At 67.7% G+C, this 23,985-nt stretch carries 14 protein-coding genes and 2 pseudogenes; 6 read left to right on the top strand and 10 right to left on the bottom strand.

What is annotated here, in order from left to right; translation table 11 throughout:
- Positions 1 to 144: 144 nt before the first annotated feature.
- The 5 genes from drmC to ACWD4G_RS40940 all read right to left on the bottom strand — a co-directional run bounded on the left by drmC (position 145) and on the right by ACWD4G_RS40940 (position 7,467).
- Positions 145 to 912 carry a DISARM system phospholipase D-like protein DrmC gene (gene drmC / locus ACWD4G_RS40960; protein ID WP_451302973.1) on the bottom strand — a complete coding sequence of 256 codons (768 nt, stop codon included), beginning with the start codon at positions 910 to 912 and terminating at the stop codon, positions 145 to 147.
- A 13-nt stretch (positions 913 to 925) separates the two neighbouring features.
- Positions 926 to 2,857, bottom strand: coding sequence for a DrmB family protein (gene drmB, locus ACWD4G_RS40955; protein WP_451302971.1), 1,932 nt, complete (start codon positions 2,855 to 2,857; stop codon positions 926 to 928).
- Positions 2,854 to 6,696 carry a DISARM system helicase DrmA gene (gene drmA / locus ACWD4G_RS40950; RefSeq protein ID WP_451302969.1) on the bottom strand — a complete coding sequence of 1,281 codons (3,843 nt, stop codon included), beginning with the start codon at positions 6,694 to 6,696 and terminating at the stop codon, positions 2,854 to 2,856. Before drmA ends, drmB begins: the two co-directional genes overlap by 4 nt.
- Before the next feature lie 202 nt (positions 6,697 to 6,898).
- The gene (locus ACWD4G_RS40945) at positions 6,899 to 7,156 is read right to left on the bottom strand and encodes a hypothetical protein (RefSeq protein WP_451302967.1); all 258 of its coding nucleotides are present in this window, start codon (positions 7,154 to 7,156) and stop codon (positions 6,899 to 6,901) included.
- Complete coding sequence (locus ACWD4G_RS40940) at positions 7,153 to 7,467, bottom strand: hypothetical protein (protein ID WP_451302965.1); 315 nt, start codon at positions 7,465 to 7,467, stop codon at positions 7,153 to 7,155. Before ACWD4G_RS40940 ends, ACWD4G_RS40945 begins: the two co-directional genes overlap by 4 nt.
- A gap of 170 nt (positions 7,468 to 7,637) precedes the next feature.
- Here ACWD4G_RS40940 and ACWD4G_RS40935 point away from each other — a divergent pair, with 170 nt between their 5' ends.
- The gene (locus tag ACWD4G_RS40935; RefSeq protein WP_451302963.1) at positions 7,638 to 7,910 is read left to right on the top strand and encodes a GntR family transcriptional regulator; all 273 of its coding nucleotides are present in this window, start codon (positions 7,638 to 7,640) and stop codon (positions 7,908 to 7,910) included.
- A 92-nt stretch (positions 7,911 to 8,002) separates the two neighbouring features.
- On the opposite strand, the gene ACWD4G_RS40930 is transcribed toward ACWD4G_RS40935, so the two are convergent.
- A complete protein-coding gene (locus ACWD4G_RS40930; protein WP_451302961.1) occupies positions 8,003 to 8,854 on the bottom strand; it encodes a tyrosine-type recombinase/integrase in 852 nt (283 codons plus the stop codon).
- An 89-nt stretch (positions 8,855 to 8,943) separates the two neighbouring features.
- Here ACWD4G_RS40930 and ACWD4G_RS40925 point away from each other — a divergent pair, with 89 nt between their 5' ends.
- Positions 8,944 to 9,957, top strand: a complete 1,014-nt coding sequence (locus ACWD4G_RS40925; protein ID WP_451302959.1) for a hypothetical protein — start codon at positions 8,944 to 8,946, stop codon at positions 9,955 to 9,957.
- A 14-nt stretch (positions 9,958 to 9,971) separates the two neighbouring features.
- Here the strand turns inward: ACWD4G_RS40925 and ACWD4G_RS40920 are convergent, their stop codons facing one another.
- The 4 genes and pseudogenes from ACWD4G_RS40920 to ACWD4G_RS40905 all read right to left on the bottom strand — a co-directional run.
- Complete coding sequence (locus tag ACWD4G_RS40920) at positions 9,972 to 14,213, bottom strand: Eco57I restriction-modification methylase domain-containing protein (protein ID WP_451302957.1); 4,242 nt, start codon at positions 14,211 to 14,213, stop codon at positions 9,972 to 9,974.
- Between the two features lie 110 nt (positions 14,214 to 14,323).
- A complete protein-coding gene (gene drmD, locus ACWD4G_RS40915; protein ID WP_451302955.1) occupies positions 14,324 to 17,572 on the bottom strand; it encodes a DISARM system SNF2-like helicase DrmD in 3,249 nt (1,082 codons plus the stop codon).
- Positions 17,573 to 17,702: 130 nt separating this feature from the next.
- The gene (locus ACWD4G_RS40910) at positions 17,703 to 19,358 is read right to left on the bottom strand and encodes a protein kinase domain-containing protein (protein ID WP_451302953.1); all 1,656 of its coding nucleotides are present in this window, start codon (positions 19,356 to 19,358) and stop codon (positions 17,703 to 17,705) included.
- Positions 19,359 to 19,975: 617 nt separating this feature from the next.
- A pseudogene (locus ACWD4G_RS40905) lies at positions 19,976 to 20,233 on the bottom strand (hypothetical protein); the annotation flags it as partial.
- 401 nt (positions 20,234 to 20,634) lie between these two features.
- Here ACWD4G_RS40905 and ACWD4G_RS40900 point away from each other — a divergent pair.
- The 4 genes and pseudogenes from ACWD4G_RS40900 to ACWD4G_RS40885 all read left to right on the top strand — a co-directional run.
- Positions 20,635 to 20,930, top strand: a pseudogene (locus ACWD4G_RS40900) (transposase); the annotation flags it as partial.
- 101 nt (positions 20,931 to 21,031) lie between these two features.
- A complete protein-coding gene (locus ACWD4G_RS40895; protein ID WP_451302951.1) occupies positions 21,032 to 21,274 on the top strand; it encodes a hypothetical protein in 243 nt (80 codons plus the stop codon).
- On the top strand, positions 21,271 to 23,628 hold the full coding sequence (locus ACWD4G_RS40890; RefSeq protein WP_451302949.1) for a tetratricopeptide repeat protein: 2,358 nt from the start codon (positions 21,271 to 21,273) through the stop codon (positions 23,626 to 23,628). Before ACWD4G_RS40895 ends, ACWD4G_RS40890 begins: the two co-directional genes overlap by 4 nt.
- Positions 23,625 to 23,855 carry a DUF397 domain-containing protein gene (locus tag ACWD4G_RS40885; RefSeq protein ID WP_451302948.1) on the top strand — a complete coding sequence of 77 codons (231 nt, stop codon included), beginning with the start codon at positions 23,625 to 23,627 and terminating at the stop codon, positions 23,853 to 23,855. Before ACWD4G_RS40890 ends, ACWD4G_RS40885 begins: the two co-directional genes overlap by 4 nt.
- Positions 23,856 to 23,985: the final 130 nt, after the last annotated feature.

Here is a 23,985-nt window from a genome sequence, read left to right as displayed (position 1 = left end):
TCGAACAGTTCCCACAACTCATCCGGCACCATGCGCTCGACCATCACCACACGGGCAGACTACCCAGCGCGCCAAATGAGACGACGTCTAAGTGGCTGTCAACCGGCCATGCAAATGACGATGATTCGACGTGACGGGACTTCATCAGGCGCCTGGCCACCGTGCGAGAACCCCTCGGCGCTGCAACTCCCTTATGTGTTCCGCCATCCGTCCCGGCATGGGACCGCCGTTCAGCAGCACGCCCGCCTCGATGTTGCGCTCGGCGCCGGCCGCAGTGAGGTTGGCGCTGGAGAGGAAGAGGATCCGGTCGTCGGCCACCGCCAGTTTCGCGTGCAACCGGCTTCCGGGAGTGGGGCGTTGACCAGTCGGCCAGTGCCAGAGCCGCAGGCCCGGTACGCGGGAGAAGGCATCGGCCGGCTCACGCCCGGAGAGTAGCCCGCCTGCGCCTTCCAGCGTCTCCACGACGATGTCCACTGTGACGCCCCGGGCCACGGCCTCGGACAGCGCTGCGGTCAGCGGTGCGTACGAGCGGGCCGAGTAGGTCACGGCGACGAGCCGGTGCTCTGCGGCGCCGACCACCTCCGTCAGCACCTGGGCGGTGGCGCGGCTGGGTGTCCCAGGCGTGGAAGGGCCACTCCACACCGCACGGGCCTCGGTGTCCTCGCGCTGCCGGGTCCAGGCCGCCGCGTAACCCCGCAGATACGCCGCCGTCTCCGCCGAGGGAACGCCGTCCTCCGTCATCGACGCCAGCAACGCCGATACGGCTTCCAGCGCGTCCGGCGTCTGGAGCCTGCCGAGGATGTACGCCGGGGAGCGGCCCTGGGAGAGGAGCGTGGCCAGCGCCTTAGTCCGTGTGGGCCCGAGCGAGGCGGCGGCCGTCGCTGCCGCCGCCTCGAAGCGTCTGCGGCTCACCGGGTCGATCCGCTCACCCGAAGTCCGGGATGAGGGCCAGCGTTTTCGGGTCGCCTGCCAGGTGGGTGATGAACCGCCGGTCCAGGAACCGGTTGCCGCGCTCGCACGTCGTCTCGGACACGAACAGGCAGGAGTGGCAGGCGGCACCGTGCAGGAAGTCCTCCGGCGCCTTGGGAAGACGCTCGCCGCACAGCGGGTCCGAGGAGCACCGCCCCGCCTTGTACAGCGCCGTCCGCACGATCCTGGCCAGCCGGTTCTCACCGGTGCTCGGGTCCTGATCGGCGAGGGAGACCAGCCCGCCGAGCGTGCCCTCCGAGTCCGGGACGGCCGTGTAGATGAGGATGCCGGTCCGCCGTTCCTCGGCGTCGCCGCTGTAGATCCGCTCGGCCAGACTCGCCGAGTTGTAGCCGCACTCCATCGCGATGGTGCGGATGAGCAGATGGGAGAGCGTGTGAAGGGCGATGTAGCGACTGCCCGGCCAGCCCTGCATCCGGTCGAAGCCTTCCTGGATCCGGTCCGATTTGCGGTGATCACGGAACCGGCCGAAGGCGGCGGCATGTGCGGCGAGTTCGTCGCTCGCGGCGACCCGCTGTTCCCACTGCTCGATCAGGTGATCGTCCACCCGTAGGAACAGTCCCTCGCCGCGCACCTCGCTGGCCGGCACCCAGCCGCGCTCGCGCCGCCCCAGGTCTACGCGGGTGACCGCGCCGGGGTCCTCCGGGTCGGGGGCGTCGAGTCGGGTGAAGCCGATGAGAGCCCGGACCTCGCGCAGCCGCTCCACTTGCCGCACCTGGGAGAAGACGGTGGACAGCGGCCCGCTCAGCGAGGCGTCCACCAGCGCGAAATCCTCGGTCGGGTCGGCGGTCTTCGCCGCGGACAGCACCTGCCACTCGGGCGTGAGGAGGTCCGGAGGGCCCGGCGGCTGCTCGGTCTCGCCCGCATCACCCGACAGGGCCGCGCGGTAGGCGGAGATGGCCTGCCAGACCTGTGCGGGCTCGTAGTCGCGAAGGTAGCGGTGGTGCTTCGACCTCTTGGCGAACATGGCGATCTCCGCCTCGTCCTCGAAGTCCTCCAGATCCGGCCAGCGTTCCTCTACGAGCTTGCGCAGCGAGTCGGTCCCGGTGTCGGGCAGTGCCAGTGCGCTGAGCGTCACGGGGAACCACTGGTTGGACGCCCCTACGACGAGCAGATAGGGCCGCTCACCACAGCTCTCGTAGAAACCGTCGAACTGTGGGTGCCGACCACGGCAGAGAGGCAGGTTCTCTCGGCCCTTGTCGCCCATCGCGGCCCGGATGTTGCGTTTGGCCTTCTTGCACACGAGGCATTCGAGGGAGACGTTGGCCGCGAGGTTGCCGCCGTTGTCGCGCATCCGCAGGGTCGGATACATCGTGTCGCAGGCCCGGCCCTCGTGCACGAACTCCGTGTACGGAAACTCGTCAAGGTGGCCCTTGGTGCAGGCGAGCGCGAAGCGGGCGGCCACCGCGAGGGGCTTGCGGCCCTTCCTCTTCCGGTAGCAGTTCTCGTGGTAGAAGCGCGCATCGTGGGGGCGGCGGGCGTTGTTGTTCTCGAACCCCCACTTGCCCGAGCCCAGAGAGGCGAGCTCGTTGCACGCGGTGCAGCGCAGCCACTGCGGGAAGGGCGTCACGGGTACACCGATCCGTGCCGCATACCCCTTCGGGTCGGTGTCGCTGCCGGGGATCCAGGGCGCGGCACGCAACTCTCCCACCTGGTCGGTGCCGTAACGCTGCAGGGTCCGGTTGATCGCTCTGCGGAGCCGGGGCTCCTCGATCACCGGATCGGGCACACCGGCATAGCTCCAGTGGTCGAGGCCCTTGACCATGACGGAGAAGTTGGGCAGGTCGACGAGGGCGCCGACGCCGCCGGTGAACATGAGGTGGCTCGGCCGTACCGCCCCCACCCGCCTGAAGTATCCGCCGCCGCTCATGACCGCCGCCCCCTGGCCGTGCCCTTGTCGTCGCCGGTCCCGTCCGGGTCCGGCACCTCGCCGAGTTCGTCGCCGCTCTCCGTGTCCGGGCCGTCGCCGTTCCCGGCGGATGGCCCGAACTCCCAGGCGTTGCCGGCCGGGGCCGACAGTACGGTGTCGGCGGGCAGCAACATGTTGATCTCGTTCTCCGTCTCGCGCATCGACTGCGGGACGGTGAGCACGTCCCATCCGCTGCCGTCCGCGTTGCGCAGCAGGCCCAGCACCGTCTGCTTTTGCTGGGTCTGGCCCCGGTAGCCGAGCCTGCCCTGCTCCCCCTTCTTGGCCGTCCAGGCGTCACGCAGGGCGTCGATACGCTCGGCGAGGTAGCCGCGCGCCCGGTCCCCGTCCACGGCCTCCGCGCGTGCCAGCAGTCGCCGCTCGACGTCCCGCACCCGCGGGTCGTCGAGGTCCACCCCCTCCGCGTCCACGTTGTCGGAGAACTCGTCGCACGCCTGCCGTACGGCGGAGACATACGTGGCGGTGGTGCCCCGATCGAGCGCCCGCCTCGTGAACGGGGTCACCGACAGCGCCTCGACCTGCCGGTAGAACGTCGCGTGGTAGTGCTCGAAGTCCTCGAAGTGGGCGAGATCCCGGGGCCGTGCCCAGTTGTAGAGCGTGATCACGATGCCCGGTCGCTTGGCCTGACGTCCGACACGGGAGGACGCCTGAATGTATTCGGCGGTGTTCTTCGGCTGCCCGGTGACGACCATCAGGCCGAAACGGGAGACGTCCACGCCCACCTGGAGCATCGACGTGGCCAGCACGTAGTCGACCCCCCTGCGGTGCAGCGGGGCGGGCAGGACTCGCGGCTCACGGGCCCGCCCGGCGTCCCGGAGCTCGGCGACGATCGCCTTCTTGCGCTCTGACGTGTCGTGCTCCGGGTTGAAGCCGTTCTCCAGCAACTTGAGCGTGGCGCTGATGTCCGCCGACGAGATACGGGAGGTCAGCTCCTGAAGGTTGAGCATGTCGGTGTCGCGCAGCAGCCGGTTGGCGATGCCCCGGCGGCTTCCGTTGGCCCGCAGCCGACTCGGCACGTCGTCGTCCAGGACGCGCCGCATACCGGCGAGTTCCTTGGTCGCGTTGAAGTACCCGACCACCGTCATGTACGGATCGGCGGGAGCGCCGTAGAGGTCGAACAGGTGCTGCCCGGCGAGCAGCAGGATCTCCGCGACACGGATCTCTGCGGCCTTCATACGCACCCCGTGCGCGCAGACGCCGTAGTAACGCCGCCCGGGGTTGTCAGGCGTGACGTCCACCTGCTGCGAGAAGAAGGTGTCGCCCACGTCGACCACCTGCGGCGGGAAGATCGCCAGGTCCCGGGCGAACACCCCGAGCACCTGGTTGCGGGCGTTGCGGGTGGTGGCCGTCGACGCGACGATCTTCGGTCCGGTGTCCCGGAGCTGCCCGTGGGCGTCCTTCGCCCGCCAGGTGCACAGCTGGTCGACGGCCGACTCGAACAGCCCCACCGTGGTGCCCAACGCCCCGGCGATCAGGTGCAATTCGTCCTGGATGATGAGGTCCGGCGGCCTCAGCCGCCGAGGCATCGGCCGGCTGGTCACGGCCTTGTGCCGGTCCTTGGCGTTGTGCCGGGACCCGCAACCGATCTCCTCGTCGAGGTCGTCGTGGCGGTAGCCGTGCCGATCGCAGTAGTCGCTCACGCGTCCGAACAACATTCCCGCATAGCCGCGCCACGGCAGCTGGGCGAGCTTGTCCACGGTCGCGATCAGCAGACTCGGCACCAGCCGGTAGATCTCCTCGTCGACCGTGAGGATCGGCAGCCCCTCGCCCCGCGCCCGCATCCGGGAGAACGGGCAGGGTTCCGCGTCCTCCCCGCGCGGGCAGTACACGATGACGCGCCGCCGTACGTCGTCCGGCGCCACGTCCCGCCACGCGCGCAGTTCCTCGCCGCACCACGGGCAGGACAGCACCTGAAGGACGTTCGCATACCGTCCAGAGGCGGACTCGTTGGCCTCGGCGATCTGCTGCGCCGCGTCCCCGTACCAGTTCGGCGAGACACCGGCACCGACCCACAGCCCGATACGGAACGGCCTGCGGCCCCAGACCTCCTCGTCCTCCCTGCGGAGCACCTCCGTCGCGCACACGAGGGCGGAGGCCCGCTGGAACTGCTGCGCCGTCAGCAGCCGCAGCGTGTAACGCATCAGTACGGCGACGCCGTCCCGCCCCTCGCGGGCGTCCTCGCCCTCCCCGACGACCTTCTGTAGCCGCCGGATAGCGAACGTGTAGGCCGTGAGACCGAGATACGCCTCCGTCTTGCCGCCACCGGTCGGGAAGAACAGGAGGTCGACCGTGGCGGTGCTGTCCGCCCGGCGTTCCTTGTGTGCGGGGTCGGTGAGGGAGCACAAGTTGAGCAGCACGAACGCCAGCTGGAAGGGGTACCAGCTCGCGGCCACGGGACCGCGCGCATCGATCTCGGCGTAGGCCGCCGCGTACGTGGGCGGCTTCTCACCGCCCTCGGCCCGCAGCGCGGCCGTCGCCGTGGCCCGACGCTGCATGGCCATGGCCCGGTTGGCGAAACGGAACGCCCGTAGCGCGTCGCGGTCGGTGTGCAGCAGCTCGATGCCGAGGGCGATCCGCCCGCACGCGTCGCGGGCCTCGTCGACCGCCCGCAGTGCGGTGGTCCGCAGTTCGCCCGACAGCGACTCCGCCTTGGCAGCCTGCTGTTGCAACCACCCGTCGTAGCCGTCGGCCAGCGGCTGCAGGGCCTTCAACAGCTCGCCGCGCCGCTCCCATACGGCCAGTTCGGCGAGCTTGTCCATGCTCACCTCAAGACCGGCGAGCAGCGGCTGCCGAGCCGTGTTCGGCGCGACCGTGGCCGGCACGTCCTTTACCGGCAGCCAGGTCGTCTCCAACCTGACCGCGCGCCGCCCCTTCGGCAGAACACTCGCGTGCACGGCGACGTTCCGCCCGTGCGCGTGTTTCAACTCCTGCCGGTACAGCAGCCGCAGATGCTGTTCCTCGGGGTTCTCCAGGATGTGGCCGGGCTCGTCGGACAACGGGTCGTCGATCGGCAGGAAGACGCTGGACTGTCCGTCGAAGGAGGTGACTTCCAACTTCGTCTGGAACAGCCACTGCCCGTCCCGCAGTTCACGGGACTCCTCCAGCGCGTTGATCAGCGATACGTCGACGAAGCGCAGGTTGTCCGCACCGTCGACGGTGCCGGGGCGCTCCCGTACGTGGACGTCGAGCCGGATGCAGGGGAGGTCGGGGTCGCTGTCGTCGGCGCCTTCCAGGACCTTGCGGAGGGTGCCGCGCGAGTTGAGGTCGATGTCCTCCTCGTACCGGACGGGCTCCCGCGACCACGCGTGTACCGGTTTGCCGTCGTCGGTGTTGCTGACGCTCTGCCGGTACCGGCCCCAGGAGGCGACGACGCGGAGGACGCCCACATCGGCCGGCACAAGGAAGCTCAGCCCCATAGAAGATGCCCACAGCCGTCCGGCGGCCTGCGGGGTGAGCCGCTCCGAGAGCTCCGAGTCCTGCCCGTCCCCCTCCGCGCGTACCTCGGTCTCCATCTGTCCCACCGCGACCTTCACGGGCGCGTCGGTGGGCGCGGGCCGGGGCCCGAGAAGCCCGACGAGGTACCGGTCGCGGGGCCCCGCGCTGTGCGGCGCGAGCGCCTCGGTCTCGTCCCCCCACGGCCCCAGCAGATCCCGTGAGATCAGATCTCCGAGCTCCTCCCGGACGTCGTACGAGGTCCCGTCCCGGAATGTCTGCGGGACCTCGTCCACCGGGTGGCGAACGCCGGGCTCTGGAGCGGGGGCGTTCTGTGATGGCGACGGCATGCGGGTATCCCTCCCTGGGCTCGGATCGTGGTGATCGGCACCCGCGAACAACGATAGGGGGGTCCACTGACATCGTGGAGGCGCTGTCAGCGCGCAGGGCCGTGCCAGGTCGGCAACGGCTCAAACCACCGCCCTGAGGGCCCTGCCAGCTTCGTTAGCCCGCCGTGCTACCGCAAGCACACGGCGGGCAGTGTCTACGTCGTCATTCCCTGTCCGCCGCGATGATGCCGACACATTCTTCGAGGGCCGCGTGCAACGAGGGCACGAAGGCCGCGAGTTCGGCGTCCGACGACTTGCTTCCCTCCAGTACGGCACCGACGACCGTCACGAGGACAGCGGCGGCTTTGAGTGCCTGCGCGTCGGCCAGCTCGTCAAGGAAGCCACCGGGGCGCGCCATCACAAACGCCTCCTTGCCGGTCGCGGGGTCGACGCCGATGCTGCGGAAACGCCTCCCATTCATGCGGCGACCTCCCTCGGGAGGTAGTCCTGCCCGAGCGTCGCGAGGACCGCCGCCCGGCGTCGCTCCCGCTGAAGCCGCCTGCGGTCGAGTTCGTCACGCTCGCGTTCCCATACGACGAGGTAGGGCCGGACCAGGGGCAGACCGTCGGCAGTGATGACGTCAGCCGAGCGTGACCTCGACCGACGCGCAGAGGCGGGTTGGTGGGCGGGAGCGAGCGGACAGGCGGTGAGGAGCAGTGGGCCACCGGGGGCGCGATGCGCTCCGCGAGGAGGCAGGAAGAGGCTCAGGATGGCGGCCAGTAGGCTGCGCATAGGTCGACTCCTGTTCAGTCGGCTCAGGCCCCGGCACGGAGGCTCTCACCCTTCCCGCCGGGGCGTCTTGATGTTCCTCCTGACTGTATCGAAGTAGCGGTAGTGGTAGGTAGTGGTTGGTAGTAGTACTAAGTAATGCGTAGTTGAGAGTGGCGGCCTACGGTCGACGGGTGGACAAGATCAGCCCCGACTCGCCGCAGTACGTGTATGAACAGCTGGCCGCGATCATCGAACGGAAGATCCGTTCCGGTGAGTACCCGCCGGGCGCCCGACTGCCGGGAGAACTGACCATGACGCACGACTACAAAGTCGGTCCGGGTACCGTCCGCCGGGCCCTGGACATCCTTCGGGACGGAGGGTTGGTGGTAACCGTGCGCGCCCGAGGATCGTTCGTGGTCGACCCCTTGCCGCCTTCCTCTGATACGCCCGAGCCTCCCGCATAGCCGAGGCCGCAGTCCCCTCAGTTGCCCGACGTGTAGTCCATGGACCACCTGTTGACGCAGTGCATCATCGGGCACCCCAGTGGGGCTTCACCTCAGGCTCGGGCTTCCTGGCGGCACGACTGGCACCGGTTCGAACTCGCCTTCCGCCCCTTGGGCCGTGGCGCGCCAGGATCAGCTCCTGGAAGATCATGCACGATCACGTGAACACGATCGTCCGCGACGGCCGCGTACCCAGCCGTGGTTGCTGGAGACGCGTGGCGCATCAGGCGCTGTGTCATGAGCAGATCTCTGCCGGAGGATCGGTAAACCATCGTGCCGTATCGGTGCCTCAGTTGGTGGTATCGCATGCGGATGCCGATCTTGGCTGCGATGCCGGCGACAGTGCGGGAGACGGATTCAGCCCGTGTCCCTTCCCAGAATTTGCCCTGTCCCGTCAGGTCGAGTGCCTTCATGACGACGGGCGGTACAGGAACGGTGTCCGTGCGTCCGCCCTTGCCTGTAACGCGGAGTATTGCTGTGCCGTCATCGAGGGTAGACACGTCCTCCCGAGCAAGTTTGGCCGTTTCGTGGGCTCGGAGGCCACAGAAAGCTCCCAGCAAGACCCAGGTCTTGTGTGCTCCACGCGTGGCTGCGGTGAGCCGTGTGAGCTCCTCTTCTGGGAGTGGGTGAGGTGTCGACCGGGGTGCTGCGGGCTTGCGTATGCCTTGTATGAGGTCTACCCCCCGCCACTTTCCAAACGCCTGGAGATGGTTCAGGTAGGTTCTGCGCGACCATGGACGCAAGGGGCGCGTAGCGAAGTACGTGACGACATGATCGACTTTGAGCTGGCCCACGGTCACGCCAGCGAAGCGGGCTATGGCATTGATGCAACGCACACGGGCTCCGATCGTGTTGGCTGAGTAGCCGTCCGCACGCTGGGCCTCGGTGAACTTGTCGAGTGTCATGAGGGATGTCATGTGCCCAGGTGCAGGGTTTGTATCGTGGCGCGATGAGTTTGGCGTGATCCACCCCTGAATCGTCTTGACCTGCGCTCTTGGCAACCGGATTGCGTCTGGTAGCGAACAAGGGCAAGTCGTTCCAGGGATCCAACGTGCTGGGTAAGGGGTTCATCCTCACCCCCGAACAGGCCGAGGACCTCATCCAGCGCGACCCTCGCAACAAGGACGTCCTCTTCCCCTACCTCAACGGGGAGGACCTCAACTCCCGCCCGGACTGCTCGGCCAGCCGCTGGGTGATCAACTTCCATGACTGGAGCGAGGAGCGGGCACGGAGCTACCCCGAAGTATTCGCCATCGTCGAGAGGGACGTGAAACCCGAACGACTCAAGAACAACAACCGTCAACGTCGCGAGGTTTGGTGGCGGTTCACCCGTCCCGCAATGGACCTTTACCGCGCCATCTCAAAATTGGACCGTGTCCTGGTGGTAGCTCAAACCAGCCGGACCCAAATGCCCGCCAGAGTGCCAGTTGGTCCCGTATTCGACCAGAAGCTTGTAGTATTTCCACGGCAAGGAACAGCCGATCTTTGCTTTCGTGCAAGCAGTTTTCAGTATCTCTGGACTCTGCGAATGGGTTCCACCAGGACTGCCGATCTCGTTTTTACTCCATCTACATGTTCTGAAACATTGCCGCTGCCGCAGGATATCGAATCCTTGCAAGCGGCCGGGGCTTCCCTTGAAGCGGTACGCAATGGCGTAATGCTAGACCGCCAGATAGGACTGACAAAGCTATATACCGAAATGCACGATCCAGCCACCACTGATTCTTGCATCGACGGCTTGCGCAATGTGCACTCGGAGGTTGATCGCACGGTGGCTAACGCCTATGGATGGGCGGACCTCGATATTGAATGCGGATTTCATCAAACCCCGCAAGGGCTGCGCTACACCTTTGCCCCCGCCGTGCAGGCAGAAATCTTGGACCGCATCCTAGAACTGAACCATGAACGGCATCACCTGGAATCTCTTAACGCCAGAGAGGAGGGTAGCGGGCGATCGGTGGGGCGCAGGAAAACCAGGTCGCCCTCCAGGGGCGATGTCCTCTTCTGAGTGGCCGCCTACCGTCAAAATAGAACGTCGTCAACTGAAGTGAGAATCCTTGACGATCTCGCGAAACCTTTGTTCCGGTACTTCAAATTTTCCCGGTTTTCCTGATTGGAGACAACATTGTCCAATCTGAGGCCATGTTGACTATGATTGAGTTCGAGCAAGCGGTCCAGAATCTCAATTTGCATGGCCGGATCCACAGTGTAACGGATGCCCTGCCGCGTCGAGCGGAAATCATGATCAAGGTTGAGGTCATTCCAGCCGTAAGCACCTGAAACCACTCGATCGATTTCTTCGTGGAGGTTTCTCAGCCCCGAAACGTCGCTGTCGCTGATAGTCGCATCATGGATCAAGTTGTAGAGTTTCGTTAGGCCAAGTTGCCGATTTTTCATAACCGAACTGCGTGCAATTTCGAGAGCCTGTCCCATGGCGGTCAATTCAATAATTTTCTCCGGCCGGGGCAATGTCTCGTACACGTCAGAAGGAGAGTAATTGAGATCCGCCTTCATTGTTGATGAGTTGCGCCAAGCCCAAAGCGAGTGGAATGAGCTCGAAAGCAGAGCGAGGTCAGCATCATTCGCCGTAGCAAAAACCCCCAATTTGTGAGAGAGGACTTGGCGGCTGGTCACGCGAGCTGGCATGACCGTGCGACTGACGAGTGCTACCACCAGGACACGATCGAGCCCCTCAATGGCTTTGATCATGGCTGGACGCTTTTCTGCGTATTGCCACCAGTAGTCCCGATATACCTTGCGGTTGTTCTTGAGTCGTTCGGGTTTCACGTCCCTCTCGACGATGGCGAATACTTCGGGGTAGCTCCGTGCCCGCTCCTCGCTCCAGTCATGGAAGTTGATCACCCAGCGGCTGGCCGAGCAGTCCGGGCGGGAGTTGAGGTCCTCCCCGTTGAGGTAGGGGAAGAGGACGTCCTTGTTGCGAGGGTCGCGCTGGATGAGGTCCTCGGCCTGTTCGGGGGTGAGGATGAACCCCTTACCCAGGACGTACGAACCGATGAACGCTGGTGACCTATTGATCGCCCCGCTACCAGGCTCACTTGGTGCCCATCCTGATACCAGACGGTACGGCCGCCCCGAAACCCGAGACCGCGGATCAAGCGACGAAGTGATACCCCGGACCACGACGTCGTCCAGAACGCGCGTGGCCTCCGCGCCCAAGCCCGGCTTGGTGGTCCACACAGCGCAGTACTCCAGCGCCGCTGACCGCGAAGGCCAACGTGCGCTCTTCACCGCTCGACGTACCTCGATGCCGTCATCGAGTAGCTGGTCGAGTCCGACCTCCCGAGTATCGCCCTGGGCGAGGGTGTTGGTAGCGATCAGGCCCGTCTGGCCTCGCTCGCTGAGTAGTTGGTGGGCCCGAAGTTCGAAGTACGCGACGAGGTCTGCGCTACCCCGCTGCCCGCGGCCGAGCCCCAGCACCAAGTACTCACGGTACGCCTGGCCCAGCGTTCCCGTCAGCTTCTGGCCGCCGAGGAAAGGCGGGTTGCCAATGATCGCGTCGAAGCCGCCCTGCTTGGCCTCGAAGACCTCGGGGAAGACAAGGGGCCAGTGCACGGGCAGGCGGACGAAGCCGTCTGTGGGAAGGTCCTTGCTCAGCCACTCCAGGGCCCGCGTCCGAGCCTCGTGGATCACGGGGTCCGAGTCGCGGACCGCATCCGAGGCGACCGTACTGGCCAATTCCGCAGCCCTGAGGTAGAGGGAGTCACCACCTCCCGCGGAGGCGAGACCCGCTCCTGTCGTCAGGTCACCGATCAGCCGTAGACGCTGCAGGTGTTCGTTGCTCGCCGCGAGCAGACGCCGCTTCTCGTCGAGGTCGGCGATGGAGTCGCTCTGAATGTCCGCGATGGCCTGCCGGTTGCCCGACGCGTTGTGGACACGAGTGCGCGTTTGCTCGGTCCACTCCTCGTCGAAGGCCCCCTTGTGCAGCTTGCGACCCGCTTTAGCATCCAGGTGGACGTTCTCGATCTGCTCCAGCTTGGCGACCCCCAGCAACGAGTCCCCCGCCACCAACCGGTCGTCCAGAAACGTGAACGGCCGTTCCGGATCCATGGAGATCAGCCACAGCGACAGCTTGGCCATCTCCACCGCCATCGGGTTGATGTCCACCCCGTACAGGCAGTGCTCGATGATCCGGCGCCGGGCGCGGACCATCACCGGGTCGCTCTCCGCGTCCGCCGCAGTCATGGCGCCCGTCTGGTCGCGGTGGCTGCCGCGGAAGGCCAGGGCCTCCTCGTCCTCCGCCTCGACCCAGGCGTCGACCAGACGGTCCGCGAGGTAGCGGCAGGCGGCGACCAGGAAGGCGGCCGAACCCATCGCGATGTCGGCGACCCTGAGCTTCAGGATGTCGTCCGCGCCGATGAGCTTCCACTGCTTGTCGTCGGCCGTCCGGAGCGGGCCCGGACGGTAGACGAGCGGTTCCAGTGCCGCCTCGGCGACCTGCTGGGCCAGGGCGCGTGGCGTGTAGTGGGCGCCTGTCCTCCCGCGGAGGCTGGACTCCGTGACGTACAAGCCGTCCTCCGGGATCACCACCGGCAGGCCGCGCAGGTCGTCGCGGAGGAGACCGTGGAAGGGAAGGATGCGCTCGGCGAGGTCGCGGTCGTTCTCGGTGACCGCGAGAAGGCGGTGGACGGCCTTGCCCCGCGTCTGGTCGTCACCGGGGGCGAGCAGCTTCTCCATCTTCGACGCCGCTGCCGGGGGCTTCGGGTCCTTGAGGTGCTCGTACAGCTTCTTCGCGAGCCCCGGGAGGTTCGGACTCTGGCCGAGGACGGCCTGGGTGCCCACGCCGAACGGGGCGGCCAGTTCCTCCAGTTCGGTCAGGCTCACCTCGTGTTCCAGGCCGGGCTTGCCGATGAGTCCGAGCACGGTGTCCTGGGCGCGCTTGCCGTCGTACGAGAGGAGGCCCTCGTACACGTAGCCGATCTGCTCGACGTCGAGGGCGCGGAAGGTCAGCCGGCGCCGCTCCCTGTTGACGACGACGAACTGCACCGAGTCAAGGACGTGTAGGACGGTGCGGTCATCGATCGGGAGGAGGGAGGTGTGGCCGTCTGCGGCCCGCGTGGCGTCGTCGTCCGTGGCGTCTGCGCCCTCCGGCACCGCCTCCAGCCAGGGGAAGCGCTTCGGGTCGAAGATCGAGCCGTCGTACGCGGGCAATGTGAGCAGCGGATGGTCCACTCCCCCGTGGACGGCGTGGAAGAGGGCGATCAGCCGATGCCAGGCGGCGGTGGTGTGGTCCAGGGAGTCCTCGCCGTCCGCGCGGCGGCGTTTGTCCAGCGTCTCGTACAGCCGCCCGGCCGAGTACGCCTCCGCGTACAGCTCGTTGTCAGCGGGCAGCAGGCCCCGTTCCTCGGCGAAGAGGAGGAAGACGACGCGCATCATGACCGCGACGGCGCCCCGGTAGACCTCGCTCGCCGGTACGCCGGACAAACCCTTGCCGCCGCGTTTGACCATCCGGGCCTCGGCGCGGCCGATGGAGTCCACCAGGAGTTCGACGGCCTGACGGACCTGGATGCCGAGCGCCTCGGTGACGTCTTCCTGGCCGTCCAGGCTCTCGCGCAGCAGCGCAGGGAGGAGCTCGTCCACCGGGCGTCCGAAGAACCGGCCGCGGCGGAGGAGGGACACCCAGGCGCGGACCGCCACCAGGTCGGCCGCCTCGTTCCAGGCGATGGTGTCGAAGGTGGCGCTCGTCGTGACGCCGCCGGGCGGTGCCCAGACCAGGGACCACCAACGGCCGTCGGTGACCAGGCCCAGCTCGACGCCGTGGTGGCGCAGGACGTGGGCGAGCCGGTCGACTCCGCTCGCCGCCCAGGAGTCGTCCCTGATACGGCGGGTCGGCACGGTGTCGGGCGGGAGGACCAGGCCGAGGATCGGCACGTGCTGGGCGGTGCCAGCAGTATCCGATTCGGCGGTGGGGTCGGTTCCGGGGCGGACGAGGGCGAAGTCGGGGCGGACGGTGGTGTCGGCCCCGGGTGGGCTCACGGCGAACCGGTCCAGCAGCTTGTCGTCCTCGGCCAGGCTCTCGCCGCTGTCACCGAACTGTCCGGCGCCCTCCCGCAGATGCAGGGCATCGTCCCATTCCAGCAGGGTGCGCAGCTGGAAGCCGATCCAGTCGAGACGGCCGGCCCCCTTGCGGTCGTCCTGCCAGATGCCGTGGTGGAGGCGGATGTCAGCGCGGCGCCCGCTGGGCACGCCTTCGAGCTGTGGCCAGGTGCGCAGCAGGACCGGCAGGGTGAGGAACGGGCCGGACACCTCGACGAGGTTCAGCCAGTCCAGGTGCTGCTGCTTGCCGTCGGACGCCTTGGCCGCACGGATCGCGGCGGCGGAGGGGCGGCGGCCTCCGGAACGGGGCGCGGGGGTCATCAGTAAGCCTCCTTGGCGGGGATGACAAAGACGACGGCGACTGGGAAGAGATGATCCTGCGGCTCGCGGTAGCGGGCGGCAATCGCGGCGAGTTCGCGCTCGCGTTCGCCCTCTACGCCGTCGAGCCGGGCCCGCCAGCGTTTGCGGTCGTCGGCGAGCTGGCGGCGTTCGTCGGGATCCTTCAGCTCGTCCAGGCCGAAGAGCGTGTCCATCCCGCCCGTCGGGGAGGCCGCCGTGGCAGAGGAGGTCTCGCCGAGTCGGTTTCGCAGGGTGCGCTGGAGACGGTCGAGGGTGGCGTTGATGCGCTGCTCCTCATCGGCCTGGCGCTCGGCCAGCCGGTCCATTAGGGACGCCTTGCGCTCCTTGCCGCGCGCGTCGACGGACTGGGTGAGGCCCTCGTATGTCTTCGGCCAGCTCTGCTGGAGGCGGTGGAGCAGGCGCTCCTTGGCGGGGCGACCCTCGGTGAGCGCACGGTCCAGGATCGAGGCGACCGCCTCCACGCCGCGCAGCCGTCGCTGCCAGCCGTTGTCGCCGAGCCAGCCGCCCGCGTGCAGGATCTCCTCGTGGAGGCGCTGCCCGTCCGTGCCGACCAGCACGAAGCGGGCGTACGCTCCAACGAACGTGGTCTCCAGGGCCGGGTCGTCGCTGACGACGGCCGTGATCCGGCGCAGGTCGACGTTGTCCGCGTTCCATACGGCCGCGCGCAGGAGCCGCGTCGACATGGCGACGAGCGGATGGTTCAGATGGGCCAGCACGATGTCGGGGCGTCCCGAGGCTGCCTGCGCGTCGAAGGTGACCGGGCGCAGGATGTCGGGGCGGAGTTTGTCGGGCAGGCCGCGCGTGGCGCGCTCCCAGGAGCCGGTAAGCGGCGGCACGGTGTACAGGCCCTGCCGGAAGTCGTCTTCGGACGGCGCGTTCTCGTCGAGGCACGGTACGAGGGGCTGCTGGCGGGCCAGGTTCAGCGCGGTGTTCACCACGCGGGCGACTCGGTCCGGGGTGATGCCGAGTTCTACGGTCGTCTGCTTCAGCTGGGCGCTGAGCCGTCGCACCTGCTCCGTGACGTTCTGTTCGGCGTCCACCTTGCCGCCCGTGGGACGGCCCTTGATCTTCTTCGCGCGGGCGTGCTCGATGTCGAAGTCGTTGAGCTGGCCCGTCATCCGCAGCTGGACTTTCTCGGCGAGTACGGCGTTGACCTCGCCGAGGTCCTCCTCCATCTGCGCGACCTTCCGCGCGATACGGGCCAGGAACTCCAGGTCGGCCTCGTACACGTCCGTCCTGGCCTTGTCCCAGGCAGCGCCAACGAAGTGCATGATCTGCGGGTTGTGGCGCTGGCCGTAACGGTCGATGCGGCCGATGCGCTGTTCGAGCTTGTTGGGGTTGAACGGGATGTCGTAGTTGATCAGGTACCGGCAATGATCTTGGAGGTCGATCCCCTCGCTGGCGGCGTCAGTCGCGATGAGGATGCGGACCGTGCCTTCGGGGCTGGTGGGCTGCTCCTGGAATGCGAGCCGGATCTGCTCGCGCTCTTCGGCGTTCTTCCCGCCGTGGAGGGTGAGGACGCGGCCCTCCTGGGCCAGGCCCTCCTGCTGGAGCAGATTCAGCAGCCAGTCCTGGGTGTCGCGGTACTCGGTGAACACGACGACCCGCTCGTTCCCCCACCTCCCGCCGGTGAGGCAGATGGCCTTGAGGGTCTTGACGAGCTCCTTGGCCTTGGCGTCAGGGGACGCCTGGTGGGCTTGGCCCCAGCGAGCCATCCGCTCCAGCAGCTCGGCCTCTTCCTCGGACGATCCCGGGGTGACCGTGGCGGCGCGGGTGATCGCGTCGTGCTCGGCCTCGGCCAGCTCCTCGTCGTCGAGCTCGGCCGCGTAGTCCTCGTACTGCGTGATCCACAGCGGGGTCTCGACCGGGGCCGGAACCTCCTTGTTCCCGCCTGACTTCGCCTTGGCTCGTACCGATTCGAGGTGGACGCCGACGGTGTGCGCGAAAGCGGCGGGAGAGGAGAACAGCCGCTTCTTCAGCAGCAGGGTGACCAGGTCGACGGCCTTCCGGCCGCCCCGCCGGTCGGGCGTGACCCGCTTCTTGCGCAATTCGGCGTAGTGGGTGAGGAGGGCGTGGATCTCGCGCTCGGTGTCGGGGTACTCGACGGGCAGCGCCTTCGACTCGCGGACGTGGAAGCGGGGGTTGCCCTCCTCGTCGGTCACGGAGGTCTTCAGACGTCGTACGACGGTGTCGTCGAGGGCGGCCTTGTCCGGCTCGCCGCCGCGGAAGAAGCGCTGGTTGTCGATCAGTTCCAGCAGAGCCGTGTACGACTCCTGGTAGCCGTTGTGCGGGGTGGCGGAGAGGAAGAGCCGGTGCTCGAAATGGGGGGCGAGGCGCCGGATCAGCTTGGTCTGCTGGGAGTCGACGGCGTAGATCTGCTTGGGCGCGCTCGGGGCGACATGGTGTGCCTCGTCCAGGATCAGCAGATCGAAGGTACGGCGCCCGGGGCGGCCCGGCAGCTCCGTCGACCCTCCCGGGGGCAGCACCTCGTCGATAAGCCGCTGCGCCTTGGGCGTGCGCAGCCAGGGGAGACTGACGATGGTCATCGGGAACACTCGGAACGGGTTGGCAGCGCTGCTGTGCGTGCGGCGCAGTTCGGCGCAGCATGCCGAGTCGACCACGGTGAAGTCGAGGCCGAATTTGTCGGCCATCTCGTCGCGCCACTTGAGGGTTAGCCCCGCCGGGCAGACGACCATGACGCGGTGGGCCCGGCCGCGCAGCCGCAGCTCCTCGGCGACCAGTCCGGCCTCCACGGTCTTGCCGAGGCCCACATCGTCGGCGAGCAGCAGATTGACGCGGGGGGCGCCGACGGCGCGGGCGACCGGTTCCAGCTGGTACGGCTCGATGGCCACGCCTGAGCGGAAGGGGGCCTGGAGCGTCTTCACGTCAGCGGAAGCAACGGCGGACCAGCGGACGGCGTCGAGGAAGGCCGCGAGCTGCTCGGGCGGGTCGAACGCTCCGGTTGAGGCGTCTGGGAGGGAGCCGGCGGGGAGGACGCGGCGCCCCGGCTCGACCTCCCATATCACGGAGAGGGTGTCGCCGTAGCGGCCATCGGCGACGGACTGTAGATGCACCACGGTGACATCGCCGGTCGGGGCGGCTTCGACTCCGGACACCACCCAGTTCTGGCCGCGTACCTGGACGAGAGCGTTCTCCTTCGGCGGCGCGACGATTGCGGAGGCTTCGGAAGTACGGGTGGTTCCGGGCATGCGGACATCCTCCACTATCACTCTCGGCGAGACGGCGGTGCCTACCGGAGTGCCTCATTTTGACAAGCGATTCGTTCGTTGACCTAGATCACATACTTTCTCCCCTGGTTGTGGATGGGGCGTCGACGGGTCACTGCGGGAGGCGGAGCGCGCGGGTCAGTCTGCCCAGGCGGCTGACCAGACGCTCCACCTCGGCATGGGCGGGATGGTCGGGAGGCAGCGCGGTCCGTTGGTCGTCGGCGAGGTGTCGCAGAGCCTCCAGGGCTTCACCAGCCGAGCCTGAGCCCGCCAGGAGGGTGGCAATGTCCCGGCGGGTCTCCAACACCTCCGGATCCAGCGGGGGAAGCACCTCCTTCTGGAGATCGAGTGCCTCGCGAAGCTCCATGAGGGCGGCGGAGTTGTGCCCGAGCCGGCCAAGGCAGCGGGCCGCCATCACCCGGCAAGCCGCGAGGTCCGCGTCCGGCGCGGAACGAGTCGACACGAGGGTTTCCGCGAGTTCCAGGCAGCCCTCGCGCGCCGCTTGCAGTTCCTGCCCTTCGAACTGCAAGCGGAGGATGGCCAGTCGGCGGGAGACGACCTCTGAATGGGAGGAGTCGAAACGGGGCAGCACCTCGTTGAGGTCCTTGCCCAGCAACTCCAGTGCCTGTGACAACCGCCCCTCTGCCGCAAGGCGTTGCGCGCGCTCGCGCAGGTCCGCCGACTCCGCGGGCGACCCGGCCCCGGAGGTGGACGGCGGTTGCGCTGGCCGAACGGAAGGTTGTGCAGTTGCGAGCGGGGCTGGGGCGTGCTCCGGAACGGATGCGTGCGCTTTGTCCGAAGGAGGATCGTTCGGAAGGTCGCTGCCATCGTGCGGCAGGCGCGCGGTGGCCTTGCCGGGCCTCGGAGTTCCGGCGCGGGTGGCCTTCGGCACCGCCTGCTCGGCCCAGGGCGCGAGGGCCTCCCGGACTTCGGCTGCATCCGCCGGTCGGTCCTCCGGGCGCTTCGCGAGTAAGCGGGAGACCAGGTCGCACAGTTCGGCTGGTGCGTCGTCGCGCAGCCGTTCCAGTGGTACTGGAGTATCGGCGATGTGCTGGACCACCAGGGCCAGCGGCTCGTCGGCCGTGAACGGCGGTCGTCCGCCCAGTATCTCGTACAGCACGCATCCCAGTGCGTACAGGTCACTGAGGGGAGTGGCCGCCTGCCCCTTGCCTTGTTCTGGAGAGATGAAGCCCGGAGTTCCGGCCACCATGCCAGCGTCGGTCAACCGTGGCCCGTCCGGTGGTTGCAGGGCGGTGGCGATACCGAAGTCGAGGACGCGCACCGTGCCGTCTGTCGTGAGCATCACGTTGCGCGGCGTCAGATCTCGGTGGACGAAGCCGCGTCCGTGAGCCTGGACCAGCACGGAACACACCTGGGCGCCCACCGCGGCGGCCCACTCCACGGGAAAGGGGCCGCGCTGGGCCACCAGCCGGTCCAGTGTGTGTCCGTACACGCGCTGCATGACCAGATAGAGCCGACTCGCTCGATGGGTGCCCGCATCATGGATGACCGGTACGTACGGATGCTCCAGCTTGGCCATCAGTCGTGCTTCTCTGGTGAAGCGGACGACGGCGGGGTCCTGCGGATCGAGCCTGCGCGGCGTCTTGGAGACAGCCGTCCGTGGTGTCAGCAGTTTCACCGCCACAGACCGGTCCAGCCGCTGATCGTACGCCGCCCACACTTCGCCCATGCCACCTCTGCCGAGCAGCTCCGCCAGCTCGTAGCGGCCGTCGATCAGCTCGCCCCTCGTCAGGTGATGGTCCCTCATCGTCTTCCCCGCGCCCTTTTGTCGACCCGGGTTGCCAGTGGTCGTGGAGAGGCCAGGAATCGGAATGGGCGCATGATGTCCATGCCCGGGCCCAGGAAGGAACCCCACGACGCATCAGGTGCGGACGCAGGAATATGAGGGGCCCGGAGGGACTGCACCGAGGAGGCGTCGGCGTGCCGCTCGCCGGGGTGCTTCTTGAGGGGCCGGAGGACCAGATCTTCGAGGTCCGGTGGGACGTCGTGGCGGAATGAGGCGAGGGCCGGAGGCGTACTCGTCCGGTGCACCAGCATGACGAGCGCTGGTATCGGGGCGGTGAACGGGGGCTCTTCGGTCAGCATGAAGTACAGCAGGCAGCCCGGCGAGTAGAGATCGGCACGGTAGTAAACGTGGGAATGGGGACCGCCTTCCCGCTCCGGGGCCCGAGAGTCCGGCGCATTGTGCCCTCTCACGGGTCGGTCAACCGTGTGGGCATGGTGCCGGGCGCGGTCACCAGACCGAGGTCGATGATCTTGAAGGTGCCGTTGGGCGCCACAATGACGTTCTGCGGTTTGAGATCCCCTGTGCACGAGACGTGCGGCGTACACGGCGGACAGCCCAGCGGTGAGCTGCGCGCACGCGGCGCCGGTCGCGTCCAATGCGAGTGGACCGTGCTCCGACACCAGATCCACCACAGTCGCTACGCCGGGGACGAGCTGCATCACGAAATGCTGCATCGCCTTCCATCCACCGGCGTTGTGCACGGTCGCGACGTGGGGATGGTCGACTCCGGCGAGAGCGGCGGTCTCACGCCGGAAGCGCCGGACGAGGCGCTGCCGTTCGTCGTCGGAGTCGAGGAGTTCCGGACAAATGATATCAAGGGCGACCAGATGCCTCAGATTCAGGTCAGTGCATGCCCATACCTCGCACATCGCTCCGTGGCCGATCGGCGCGCGCATCTCGCAACGATCGGCGATGCGCTGTCCCCGAGCCATACCGGGGCCTCCCCAAGTGTGTACGCAACCGGCCCGTCCCGGACCATCACGGTACGTGCATGGTCGCTGACAATCCTAGGTCAGCATGAGACGGGGAGGCTCCGGGACCTGGGAGCGGACGAATAGACCGAAAGTCTCGAAGCTGCTGAATCCTTCGCCGACGCCCCGCTCCACGAGAGTCGCGTGCCTTCAGGAGCGGTTGGTGTCCCGCCACATGGTGTAGTGGCGATCTCCGCGCAGGCCCGGGCCATGGGGCGGCCACCGCGCAACTCTCCGAGTGGTAAAGCTCGTTGAGAGGCGACGCGATGACCTTGTCTCAGCATGCTCACTCCGTCTCATAGAGGCACTGCGTACGGAGGACGGATTCGAGTTAGTCCGGGTTCTGGCCCAGCGGCTCATGTAGTAACTCATCGAGGCCGAGGCCACCGCCCACATCGGTGCGGAGCCCGGCGAGCACACCGACAGCCGCACGACCTGGCGGAACGGGCACCGCGAGGGGCTGCTGACCGCGCAGGCCGGGGACCTGGACCTGGCGATCCCCAAGGTCCGCACCGGATCGTTCTTCCCGTCCCTGCTGGAACGCCGGCGACGCATCGACCAACTTGCCGACGTAGCAGCAAAGATGTGTGGTGAGGCCATACGATTCGATGCGGATACAGGCGTGTTCAGGCATTCCAGTGGCAAGGACGATCGAGGGAGCGGATGAATCCACAGCTGATGCAGCTCGCTGCGACCACCGGCACCAAGGCCGTCGGGTCCGCGCTCGGCCGGACCCGGACCCGGACGCGGACCCGGATCGTCCTGGCCCGGACGCTTTGTGAGGTCAGGGGACAGCTTCCGCCCGGCAAAGGATCGCTGACCGGCTCAGTGCGGATGTGGATTCACATCATCGGCAACACCCGTACCCGCAGGGCCAAGCTCGACCGGCACAGCAGCGAGCGGTGAGCCAGCCGCCGCACGAGCCCGGGGCCTCGGCGTCAGGGCAGGGCCGGATATTCCAGGCCCACCGCGACCAGCACATCGAGGAGCACCATCACCACTATCCGGTCGCGTCCGCGAGCGAGTGGCGAGGACCGGTGCCGCACTCCGTGCGGGTGCCGTTGGCGGCCGAGTTGGTCTCCGCCCTGCGTGACCGGTCCGAACTGCGTGACATTCTGTTCCGCGCCGTTGCTGATGGACCGGGTGGGCCCGTACATGTGCTGCAGGGTATGGCGGGCTGCGGCAAGACCGTGCTGGCCAAGCATGTCTTCACCGAGTCTGTCCAGACCGGTGACGTGATCGGTCTGTGGGTCGATGCGTCGTCGGCCTCGTCCCTCCACGCGTTCATGCTCGGTGTCGCCGCCGACCGCGGGGCGACACCGGACGAACTGGAGGCGGCCCACCGCCGCATCCGGCCTGCCGCCGATCTGGTCTGGGACCGCCTCGACCGCTCGCCCGAACCCTGGCTGCTGGTGTTCGACAACGCCGACGAACCCCGGCTGCTGCAAGAGGGCAACTGGCTGCGCCGCAGCCCGCGCGGCACAGTCCTGGTGACCAGTCGCAATACCGGCTCCGAACTGTGGCACGGCACACTGACCCATCAGGTCGGCGTGCTCCCCCTGGAAGCTGCGGCCCAGGTGCTGCTGGACTTGGCTCCCGACGCCGGAGCGCCGGAGGACTTCGAGCGACTGGCCCAGCGTCTCGACCGGTATCCGCTCGCCCTCGCCCTGGCCGGGCATCACCTCCGCCGTCAGCTCCTGGAACGCTGGACCGCGAGCGACTATCTCGAACGGCTGCCCGACGACCCCAGCGAACTGCTCGACAAGGCGTCCCAGCCCACGGAGGGTCACGCCCGCGTCCGATTCAGCACCACCTGGCGGCTCTCCTTGGACCTCCTCAGGCGACAGGACCTGCCGGAAGCGCTCACACTGCTACGACTGCTCGCCTGCTTCGCGCCCATGCCGGCGCCCCTTCCTCTGACCCTGCTCGCCCCGACGGCCCTGGACGCGACAGCCCTGCCCCTCTTCGATCCCCCGCTCACCGGAGAGCGCGCCGACGCCGCTCTGCAGGGCCTGATCGACACGTCCTTGGTCAACCTCATCGACGTACCAGGCGACCAGGGCCGCCGGCCGGTCCTCAGTCTGCAGACACCCGGTCTGCTGCTGGACACCGTCGCGGGCGACATCCCCGTGGCTGCCCTCGGGGATCTGCTGCTCGCCGCGACCGCACTCCTCGACGGAGCCCTTACCGGTGAACCCGACAGCCAGGACCTGCGGCTGATCGCCCCGCACGCCCTCGCCGTGCTGCGCCGGGCCCGTGCGCAGTCCGCTGGATCGGCCGCAGCGAGCAAAGCCCTCGGACTGGTACGCCGACTGCGCGATCTGCACTACGACCGCGGCGAGTTCACCCCCGCCCTCGAACTGGCCGCGCATGCGGAAGCGTTTTCCACCACAGTGTTCGGCACGGGCAGCGACGAAGCCGTGGACGACTCCTACGCTCTGGGGCGTGCCCACACCGGCGCCGGGCGCTTCACCGAGGCCGAAGCACTGCTACGCGCCGTGCTTACCACCCGCGAACGCGAACTCGGCCCCGACGAGCCGCGCACCCTGGACAGCGCACACGCCCTGGGCATCGCTCTGTACGGACTCGGACGGTGGGCCGAGGACGAGCGGCTGCTGCGCCGAGTGCTGGCCGGACGCGAACGCCTGCTGGGCGCCGACGCCCCGGACACCCTCGACGTCTGTGCGGGTCTGGCGGACGCCCTCGGCGAACAGGGGCACTGGGCAGAGGCGGAAGCCCTCGCCCGCACCACCGTCGAACGCTCCGCGACGTCATCGGGCGAGCATCACGCCCGCACCGTGGTGGCGCGCCTCACCCACGCCTGGGCCGTGGCCGGCCGCGAGGCATGGGACCGGGCAGAGCCTCTGGCACGCCGTACCGTCGACGACGCCGAACCGGTTTTCGGCCCTCACCATCCGCGCACGCTCGCTGCCCGCCATCTGCTCGCCACTGTCCTACGGCGCCTTCACCGTCTGGAAGAAGCCGAAAGCCTGCTGCGCGAGGTCGCCCGAGCCCGCAAGGACATCCTCGGAGCCGCTCACTCCCACACCCTCTCCTCCCTCACCGACCTCGCCGCCGTCCTCACGGACGCGGGCCGGGCGGCGGAGGCGGAACCGCTGGCCACGAAAGCCTACGAGGGCTACGTCCGCACGCTCGGCCCCGAACACCCTCGCGCCGAGCGCTGCTACACAATCCTGACCGCCGTTCGGGCGGTGCTCCCCGTATCCCGCTCAGCCCACTCCCCGGAGAACACACCGTGACCAGCGGCAACGCCATTTCCCCCATATCCCTCGAAGGTCCCGTCTTCCGCTGGCACAAGAGCTCTCATAGCGGCGAGACCAACAGCTGCCTGGAACTGCGTACCCCCCCCCAACGCGGAAAGACGCGTGTCCGTGACTCGAAGGACCTGGCCAGGCCATCTTTGGTCTGTACAACAGACGCTTGGGCGGCGTTCCTTGACGCGATACGCGCCGAACAACTGAAATAGGAGACCCGCGTGTTCTGTGCCGCAGTCCCATGGCGAAATTCAGCCAGACATACAGCCGCGCGAGCAGCAACGGTTCAGATCATCTACTGGGTAGATGAAGGGCCGCTTATCATCGGCGTCAAGTGTCCAG

The organism is Streptomyces sp. NPDC002643 (assembly GCF_053592555.1).
Note: the sequence above shows the minus strand (reverse complement) of the source record. Positions and strands in the feature narration are given on the sequence as shown.

Bases quoted from the DNA above. Each gene is read 5' to 3' on its own strand.
- drmB (WP_451302971.1), bottom strand. From the start codon at position 2,857: ATGAGCGGCGGCGGATACTTCAGGCGGGTGGGGGCGGTACGGCCGAGC.
- drmA (WP_451302969.1), bottom strand. From the start codon at position 6,696: ATGCCGTCGCCATCACAGAACGCCCCCGCTCCAGAGCCCGGCGTTCGC.
- ACWD4G_RS40945 (WP_451302967.1), bottom strand. From the start codon at position 7,156: ATGAATGGGAGGCGTTTCCGCAGCATCGGCGTCGACCCCGCGACCGGC.
- ACWD4G_RS40940 (WP_451302965.1), bottom strand. From the start codon at position 7,467: ATGCGCAGCCTACTGGCCGCCATCCTGAGCCTCTTCCTGCCTCCTCGC.
- ACWD4G_RS40930 (WP_451302961.1), bottom strand. From the start codon at position 8,854: ATGACACTCGACAAGTTCACCGAGGCCCAGCGTGCGGACGGCTACTCA.
- drmD (WP_451302955.1), bottom strand. From the start codon at position 17,572: ATGCCCGGAACCACCCGTACTTCCGAAGCCTCCGCAATCGTCGCGCCG.
- ACWD4G_RS40910 (WP_451302953.1), bottom strand. From the start codon at position 19,358: ATGAGGGACCATCACCTGACGAGGGGCGAGCTGATCGACGGCCGCTAC.
- ACWD4G_RS40895 (WP_451302951.1), top strand. From the start codon at position 21,032: ATGAATCCACAGCTGATGCAGCTCGCTGCGACCACCGGCACCAAGGCC.